Origin of the sequence: Dyella sp., assembly GCF_035508675.1 — a bacterium.
Taxonomy (GTDB): domain Bacteria; phylum Pseudomonadota; class Gammaproteobacteria; order Xanthomonadales; family Rhodanobacteraceae; genus Dyella_B.
In genome coordinates, this window is record NZ_DATJMN010000377.1 from 1 (window position 1) to 8,706 (window position 8,706).

8 protein-coding genes are annotated in these 8,706 nt (G+C 58.5%); 3 read left to right on the top strand and 5 right to left on the bottom strand.

Features of this window, described 5'->3' with window-relative positions; translation table 11 throughout:
- Positions 1-797, top strand: a 797-nt coding sequence (locus tag VMA74_RS20175) for an ABC transporter permease (RefSeq protein WP_325370272.1), incomplete at its 5' end; no start/stop codon positions are given.
- A 67-nt stretch (positions 798-864) separates the two neighbouring features.
- Here VMA74_RS20175 and VMA74_RS20180 read toward each other — a convergent pair.
- Entirely contained in the window at positions 865-2,301 is a 1,437-nt protein-coding gene (locus VMA74_RS20180) for an MFS transporter (RefSeq protein WP_325370274.1), read from the bottom strand.
- Between the two features lie 85 nt (positions 2,302-2,386).
- On the opposite strand from VMA74_RS20180, the gene VMA74_RS20185 reads away from it, so the two are divergent.
- Positions 2,387-3,259 carry a LysR family transcriptional regulator gene (locus tag VMA74_RS20185; protein ID WP_325370276.1) on the top strand — a complete coding sequence of 291 codons (873 nt, stop codon included), beginning with the start codon at positions 2,387-2,389 and terminating at the stop codon, positions 3,257-3,259.
- A gap of 69 nt (positions 3,260-3,328) precedes the next feature.
- Positions 3,329-4,249, top strand: a complete 921-nt coding sequence (locus VMA74_RS20190) for an alpha/beta hydrolase (protein ID WP_325370278.1) — start codon at positions 3,329-3,331, stop codon at positions 4,247-4,249.
- 437 nt (positions 4,250-4,686) lie between these two features.
- Here VMA74_RS20190 and VMA74_RS20195 read toward each other — a convergent pair whose 3' ends face one another.
- The 4 genes from VMA74_RS20195 to VMA74_RS20210 form a co-directional block, all read right to left on the bottom strand.
- Entirely contained in the window at positions 4,687-6,048 is a 1,362-nt protein-coding gene (locus VMA74_RS20195) for an insecticidal delta-endotoxin Cry8Ea1 family protein (protein WP_325370280.1), read from the bottom strand.
- Between the two features lie 643 nt (positions 6,049-6,691).
- A complete protein-coding gene (locus tag VMA74_RS20200; RefSeq protein ID WP_325370282.1) occupies positions 6,692-7,135 on the bottom strand; it encodes a family 10 glycosylhydrolase in 444 nt (147 codons plus the stop codon).
- A 27-nt stretch (positions 7,136-7,162) separates the two neighbouring features.
- Positions 7,163-7,930, bottom strand: coding sequence for an N-acetylmuramoyl-L-alanine amidase (locus VMA74_RS20205; RefSeq protein ID WP_325370283.1), 768 nt, complete (start codon positions 7,928-7,930; stop codon positions 7,163-7,165).
- Positions 7,931-8,412: 482 nt separating this feature from the next.
- Positions 8,413-8,706, bottom strand: a 294-nt coding sequence (locus VMA74_RS20210) for a TIGR00366 family protein (RefSeq protein WP_325370285.1), incomplete at its 5' end; no start/stop codon positions are given.

Below are 8,706 nucleotides of genomic sequence, written 5' to 3' on the forward strand. Positions count from 1 at the left end.
CGTTGGCCTTGCGCCCGAACCTCAAGATCGTTGCCGGGCGCATGTTCCGGTCGGGCATGCGCGAGCTGGTGGTGGGGCAGGGCGCGCAGCGGCAGTTTGCGGGTCTGCAAGTCGGGCACGAGGTCAAGCTCGGCGCGCAAACCTGGAACGTGGTGGGCGTGTTCGCGTCCGGCGATGCGTACGATTCGGAAATCTGGGGCGACGCCAACGTGATTGCCGACACCTATCGCCGCGGCAGCAGCCGCACGTCGGTATTTGTGAAGCTGGCCGACGCCAAGGCGCTGGATACCTTCAAGGCCGCGCTGGCCAGTGATCCGCGCTTGCAAGTGGACGTCGACACCACGGTCAACTATTTCAGCAAGCAGTCGGAGGGCATGAGCAAGGTGATGCGCATCATGGGCATTACCGTGGGTTCGATCATGGCAATCGGCGCCATCTTCGGCGCGCTCAACACCATGTTCGCCGCGGTCGCTGCGCGTGCACGTGAAATCGCCACGCTGCGCGCCATCGGATTTCGCGGGGTACCGGTGGTGGTGGCGGTGATGCTGGAAACGATGATGCTGGCCTTGCTGGGCGGTGTCGTCGGCGGCCTGCTGGCCTGGCTGATCTTCAACGGCTGGACCGCATCCACCTTGGCCACCGGCACCACCGGGCAGTTGGCCTTTACGTTCAAGGTCACGCCGGCGCTGTTGTGGGAGGGCCTGAAATGGGCGCTCGCGATCGGCTTCGTCGGCGGTCTGTTCCCGGCCTTGCGTGCGGCGCGCCTGCCCGTCACTACGGCCTTGCGCGAACTCTGAGTTGGTGACGTAGGTTGGGATCCCTGCATTAGAATGCGAAATGCTGGGATGGCCATCCCAGCCTACGTCATTCCATCGCCGCAGTGACCGTGGATGCAGCGCCGCGCTTCACGCGTCCCATACCTGTCGACAGCAAAGCCACCAGCAACAGCGCGCCGACGTTGCAACCGAGTCCCGTTGCAAACGCGTCCGCATAGGCTCTCACACCGGTTTGCCCATGCAGCACGCTGTAGAACACGCCACCGATGATCGCCACGCCCAGCGCCGCGCTGATTTGCAAAGCCGTAATCACCATGCCGGAAGCCAGGCCGGCATGCCTGGTTTCCACGCCGCTGATCACCGCCCGAATCAAGGCGGGCATCGCCACGCCAAAGCCGAATCCCGCCACCGCAAGCGCTGGCACGAGCGCGGCATGCGGCAGTGCGTGCCGCACCGTGGCGATCAAGACGCCAAAGCCGAACGCCTGGCATGCGCACGCCAACGGCAATGCGCGATGACCCAGCGCATCGATCAAGCGCGAAGCCAGCATGGAGCCGCAGAAAAAGCCGATGGTGAACGGCACCGTCGCCCACCCCGCCTGCAGCGCACTGTGTTGCAGGCCGCTTTGCAGATAGACCGCGTAGGTGAGGAAAAAGGACGAGGTGAGATAGATGCCCAGCGCCGCCACGATGCCCAAGGAAAAGTCGCCTTCGGCAAACAGCCGCACGTCGATCAGCGGCGAGCCGCCGTGCCTTGCCACATGCGCTTCAAACCGCACGAACGCCGCGAAGGTGGTGAGCGAGCCGATCAACATGGCGTAGGTCCAGGCCGGCCAGCCTTGTTCGCGGCCTTCCACCAGGGGATACACCAGCAAGGCCAACGCAATCGACAACAACGCCACGCCACCGAGGTCCAGGCGCAATGCGTGCTCCGCGCGCGATTCGCGCAACAAGACGAACCCGGCCATCAATGCCGCCGTGCCGATCGGCAGATTGACCAGAAAGATCAGCTGCCAGCCCATCCCCCATAGATGGCTCGATACCAGCGCGCCGCCGAGCAGCGCCCCCAGCGTTGCCGCCACGCCGAACGTAGCCGAATACAGGCCCAGGGCACGCGGTTGCTCGGCATCCGGAAACATCACGCGGATCGAGGCCAGCACCTGCGGCGCCAAGGCCGCTGCCATCATGCCTTGCAGGATGCGTCCGGCCAGCAGTGCTTCGGACGACCACGCCAATCCACACAACAGCGATGCCAAGGTGAAGCCTGCGATGCCAAGCAGAAACATCCGCCGCCGGCCATACAGATCGCCCAGCCTGCCACCGGTGATCAGGAACACAGCGTAGGTCGCCGCGTACGCCGAAATCACGAACTGCAATTGCGCAGCGCTCGTATGCAGCGCTGCGCGGATCGAAGGTAGCGCCACGTTCACGATGAAAAAATCCAGCGGTGGCAAAAACGCGCCCGCCAATAACACGGGTAAAGCCAACCATCGCCGCGGGTCGCCTGCGGCGTCGTGTGTGTTCATGCCCAGCTCCTATGGCAAAACCAGCTTGGCGTCCATGCTAGTTCCATCCTAAGATAAGTAACACTCATGATTGAGCGATTTAGTCATGACAAATGAAAATGCTTACCTGCGCCGCCCGCTGGACCTGGATGCCGTGCAGGCTTTCGTGCTGGTGGCCGACCTCAACAGCTTCACCCGCGCTGCCGAAGCGATCGGCACCACGCAGTCGGCCATCAGTCTGAAACTGAAGCGCCTGGAAGACCGGCTGGGACATCGCCTGCTGGAGCGCACGCCGCGCCGCGTACGCCTGCTGTCCGAAGGCGAGGCCTTCCTTGGCGCCGCGCGCGAACTGCTGGACGCGCACGAGCGCGCGTTGCACCGGCGCGTGGCCGCACGGCTGAACTTGCGCATCGGCATCAGCGACCAGGCTGCCGGTACGGATCTGCCTGCCTTGCTTGCCAAGCTCGGCGCTTACGACCGTTCGCTTTGCATGGAAGTGCGTGTCGGCGCATCGCACGGCCTGCTCGCAGCGTACGACCGCGGCGACGTCGATGTGGCGATCGTCTGCCGCGATGGTGTGCGTGGCGATGGTGAACGCCTGTTCGTGGAACCGTACGCCTGGTACGCGCTGCCGGGTTTCGAATGGCCGCGCGAAGAACCGCTGCGCATCGCCTTGCTGGCCGCGCCGTGCACCATCCGGGCGCGCGCGCTGAAAACCCTTGACGATGCCGGCGTGCGGTGGACGGAAGTGTTCGTGGGCGGCGGTTTGCCCGCCGTGGTGGCGGCTGCCGCCGCCGGACTCGCCGCTGCACCCTTGCCGCAACGAGTCTGCGCGCCAACCCTGGTCGATGTTGGCGAGCGCCTGGGACTACCGCGCCTGCCACTGACCGAGGTGATGCTGCATCACCGCGTGACCGATCCAAGAATGCGCGGTGCCGTACGTATCCTGGCCGCTGCGTTGCGCGCAAGTGCCGGGTGAAGATAATGACGCTGCTGGGATGAGCCGCAGCATTGGCAAGCAATGACGAAACACATCGCGGGGAAAAGAATGCATCGCGGATTGAGAATTTTTACGTTGGCGCTGTGGGTGGCAACGCTAGCTTTTGGGCAACCGCGGACGTCGGCTGCGGCAACTATTCCGCCAACGGGTACGACGACGGTTTTGTTGTGGCCGTCGGGCGCTCCTGGAGCGCAGGGCAATGAGGACGTCGACAAGCCGACGCTGACGATTTTCTTGCCGAAGATGGCCAACGCGACGAAGACGGGTGTGGTGGTTTTCCCGGGAGGCGGCTACCAGAATCTGGCGATGGAGAAGGAGGGCTACGCGATTGCGCGCTGGTTGAACGAGCGCGGGGTGGCGGCGTTCGTGCTGAAGTACCGGCTGGGACCGAAGTATCACTATCCCGTCGAGTTCGAAGATGCGTCGCGCGCGATTCGTCTGGTGCGTGCGCATGCGGCGGAATACGGCATTGCCGAAGATCACCTCGGAGTATGGGGATTTTCCGCCGGAGGGCATCTTGCCGCGACCGTGGGAACGCAATTCGACCCGGGCAATGCGGCGTCGAGCGATGCGGTGGAGCGCGAGAGCAGCCGCCCGGATTTCCTGATACTGGCGTATCCGGTGATCACGCTGATGGATCCGCTTACGCACGTAGGGTCGCGGATTAATCTGTTGGGGGATCATCCAGACCCTGCACGGGTGCGCTCGCTTTCCGCACAGACGCGAGTGACCAAGCACACGCCGCCGACGTTTTTGTTTGCGACGACGGATGACAGTACGGTTCCCGTGATGAACAGCGTCATGTTCTACGAGGCGCTGGTCAAGGCGGGCGTGCCGGCCGAGATGCATCTGTTTCAGCATGGAGGGCATGGCGCGGGGTTGGCGGCAGCCGATCCGGCATTGCGCGTGTGGCCGGACCTGTTGGCAAAGTGGATGCGTGAGCGCGGCTATGCGGCTTCCATGCCGTAGGAAGATCGGATGCCGATGGCGGAGTTTTCAGTTACTTGCGATGGATTCCGGCTTTCGCCGGAACGAGGAGATTGGACTTCTGGTGGTTGAAACATCTCTAAGTTCGGAGCGTTAGGGCTACCAGGGAGGCGGTCACGCCCTGGAGAATTGCTGGATCGCTTCCCTCGCGCATGAGACTCTCAATGACGATGCCCTTGGCACCTGATTTTTGCGCGAGGCAAGGCATGGCTCGAACTTATCTATAGTATTGATCGAATAGCTTGTTGATCCAATAGCTTGCGTCCGTTGACGGGGTTGGTGCTGTCTTGGGGGTCTGCTGCGTACAAACGTTCGATGAAACACCGATATACAGCCTGGTGTTGGTGTGCTTGACGACGTCGGCTAATCACTTTGCAATGACGTCATGTCGCGCGATTTTTGGCTCGTGGCCAGTCGTATCAAGACATCATCCAGTTCAGTAGTTGCGGAGCAATCTTGGGCTTGATCTCTTCGCGCAACTTGACCGATATGGGCTTCGGCACCTGGTCAATCAGGTGAAATCCAAAGATAAAGCCTGCTGGGCTGCCCTCGGAATAACCGTCGGTGTTGACCGGCGTGGCCCGAATGGAGGATAGGCAGTGATCTTCATATGCAGCCGTATATAAAGGCTGGGTAATGTTTTCCCTGTCTGGCCCGTATCGATGCCAACGGCCACTCTTGCCAAGGAGCAAGGAGACGCGGTCGATGGTTGCCGCCGTATGACCCTCAAGCTTGCTAAGGTAGTCATCACCCAGGTTCAGGGTGTGCTGTTGTCCTTGGAGCTTTCCGGCTTCCAATCGGCGTAGATAGTCCGATTGCCCGGGGACTTCTGCATACGTCATGGCGAACCCGCTTACATAGGTTGTTCTCCACTGAGTACGGGTCCAGATATGGAGTGTCTTCAATCGGGAGGCCGGCTGCTTCCAGTCAGGAATTCGATCGGGCGCTCGAGACGACGGTGGCCCCCACCAGCCGACAATCGGGGAATATATTTCGCGTACAAGCCGTACCGATACGGGTCCCGTATTTTTGTGCGCGTCGAATGCCTGCCAAATGTCCCGCAGGTCGAGAACTGAAATCTGGTATGCCGCACTGGCTACGAGCATAGCGGACAGCGGCTGATTACGAGTGGTGGGCGAACGAGACGGATTCTCCGTTTTAGCCCGTTGGATCGCCTCGGCTGCGTATCTATCCGCGTGTTGCGTGTATATGTCGATTCTGTTGCGAAGCTGCTGCTTGTAGTTTGCTACCGACTGATCGTTGAGGCCGATGTCCCTTCCTTTCACTGCGATATCCCTCAGCAGGCTCAGGTGCATGGTTGCAGCAATGGCGAACAGCGGAAGCAGCCGGACCTCCTCGCCATGGATCTGAAAGCGTGGCAGGAGGCCAGTAAACAGCACGTTGACGGAAATGCTCGTTTCCCTGATTTCTTCCTTGTCACCGGAAGATACGGCATTCCGATAAAGCTCGGCGCTATTCGTGAGACCGACAAGATCCTGTTGTACTGTTTTGAATAGGCTTTCCGAGATAAGCGCACTTACGAGCCCTTTCCACATCTGCTCGGGCGATTTGCCGGGTTGGGGAATGAATAGCGCTCCAATGTATGATAGAAAGCCGCCCACCACGGGAACTAGATTGAGGCTGGCGAGTGTAGATTCGCGCAGGTATTTGGGCAGGGATACGGAGAGGTCGGTGGGTGCTAGTACAGGCGCCGGTGCCTCGAAATGTGGGGAAAGGGCTCCATCAACGACTTGGATAGGATGGAATGGTTTGCGTGTCATGGCGTCATCTCTCAAGGTCAAGTTGAACGGCGGATCAGGTCAGTAACACGGTCGATCTTCAGGTCGGCTTCAACGCGAATACCTCCAGCTCGGGCGAACGTTTCGCGCGCCTGCTACAAGGCCAAGGCCTGTAATGGGTTACTGCGACTCGACATCAATCAGGTTTGATATTGAGCAAGCGGAAGTCCATGTGATGATGTGCTTGGTTCACCTCCCGGAGAGTTGCTGAATTGTCTCTGCCGTACAAAAAGCTCTTAATGACGATGCCTTGGACGCCTGATTTTTGCGCGAGGCAAAGCATGGCCCGAACGTATCTATGTATTGATCGAATAGCTTGCGTCCGTTGATCGAGTTGGTGCTGTCTTGGGGATCTGCCGTGTACAAACGTTCGATGAAACGTCGTGGGCCTAACTCGAAATGCTGACAGCCGAGTGGGTCGTTCCAATAGCCACCCCATGTCAGGAAGCCATGATGCGCAAACAGATCGGCCATGCCTGGGGAATAAAAGCCATCGTGTTCCGAACGTGCCCTATAAATGTTGCGATTGAGATAATTGTTTTAACGACTTCTTCGGCCACTCCGCGTATCCACGCCTGTACTTCTGGAAGTCCAGGGTCGAGCACAAATCGGTTGTAGGACGTTTTTATCCATTCCGGATGCTGCTTGAAAACGCTTGCAGCAGACTCGGGGAAGACGCATTCAATTCGTCAATGGTAGAGGATCTCGTGTCCATCGAAACCCTTTGCGGATTCAACCATGCATGCAATTTGATTCCACGTGCATGTGCCTGGTCGATAGCGAATTCAAGCGGATCGAAACCGGGTGATTTGCCCAATGCCCCGGTCAGATAGCTCGACCATGGCAGAATATCGGATCGGTAAAGCGCGTCTGCGCAAGGCTTGACCTGAAAAATAACGATGTCCATGTGCAGCTCTTTGATTTCATCGAGAATCTTGAGATCTGATTTCTGCACCTGTGTTCGCTCGGTGTCGTTCTGGATGCTCAAGCTTGCCTTGGATGGCCAGTCCAGATTTAGGGTGCTGGCTACCCAGCTGGCTCTCAATTCTTCATTTTTTTGGCGATGCATGACTTTATCTTCTTTGACGTGTCTGCATCACGGAAAATATTTATCGACCAGGGCGTATAGAATGGCTGCTGTCTCGGCGTCTAAATTCCCGTCATAATTGGACGATCTGAAGTGAAGCTGAAAAGCTCTGACGAGATTTCTTAAGCCACGCTGTGACTGCACTGAAGAAGTGTCGTAACCGTATCTTTTGAATTTATTGATCACTTCACTCTGATTGGGATGTTCATGGCTAAATCGTTGATGGTATTTTTTCTTGGCTTCCTCGTCATACCATGCGCCAATGCCCGCTTCATAAAGATCTTTCCAGGGAAAGGCTGGGCCGGGGTCGCTTTTACGATCGGGGGCTATATCGCTATGACCTAGTATGTGAGTTGGCTTGATATCGGGATAACGTTGCAGGATATTCGATGAAAGCCGTTTGATCGCATTGATCTGTTCGGGATGGTATGGGGGAAAGGTAAATATGCCGCCATTATCCGAAGCGAGATTTACTATTTCGATGCCAATGGCGGTGTCGTTCAGGTTATTGCGGCCGTCCCAGTAGCTGATGCCTGCGTGCCAGGCTCGCTCGCTCTCATCGACCAGGTTGAAGATGCGCATGTCCCTGAAGCCGCTGTCCAGATAACTTTGATCTGCGGGGTCAGGAACCAGATAATGCGCGCTGACTCCACCATTTCCAGCGAGCGCGCTTACGGATGCTGCAAAATTTACTGCCGTGTAGTGCATGACAAGAAAGCGAGTACGGCGATTGTATCCTTTGATGGCGCGGTAGCTGTTGTAGTCAATGCTGTACATGACGCGCTCCTTCATGAGTGGGTCTACCTTCAGGTAAGAAGGCCAAGGCGACGCAACGTCGAACGTGCCTTTCGAAGTTTTTGTGCAATGGCTTGGGCCGAGCACTATGCGTGAGAGAACGTACTGCGCGCGGACTGCGGTTGTGCGCTATCTATTGCAAGGTTGCTTGTTTCACGGGGCCTTCGAGAGGCGCACCACTTTGAGAAGTTGTTCAAAAAGCTACCCAACATTCGTTGGGCGATGAATGGCACTCCGCTTATTTCTCATTGGGATAACGGCGCCGTTCTATGTAGGCGCCGCTATGTCAGCGGCGAAGAACTTCTCTGCTTGGCAGGGAATCGCTTTCCGGAGTTGGGTCCGAACTCGAGGAGAGGCACCTGAAATCGCGCCATTCGATTGGCGTAGAAGCCGGTGTACAGGCAGGGTTGTCGCCGGGGTTCGTGACGATGCCGTCACCTCGCATGGCGATCAGCTGAGGGGGCTCATGGGATCAGCGGCGGCATGTATCTCAGCGTAAGCCCGAATAGCCACAACAGGCCCAGCACCAGCGGCACGTGCACCACCAGTTGCATGAAGGTAAAGCCCACTATGTCACGCGCCTTCAATCCCAGCACGCCGAGCAGCGGCAGCATCCAGAACGGATTGATCAAGTTCGGCAATGCTTCGGCGGCGTTGTAGACCTGCACCGCCCAACCCAGATGCACGTGCAGGTCGTTCGCCGCCTGCATCACGTATGGCGCTTCGATCAGCCACTTGCCGCCACCCGAAGGCACGAA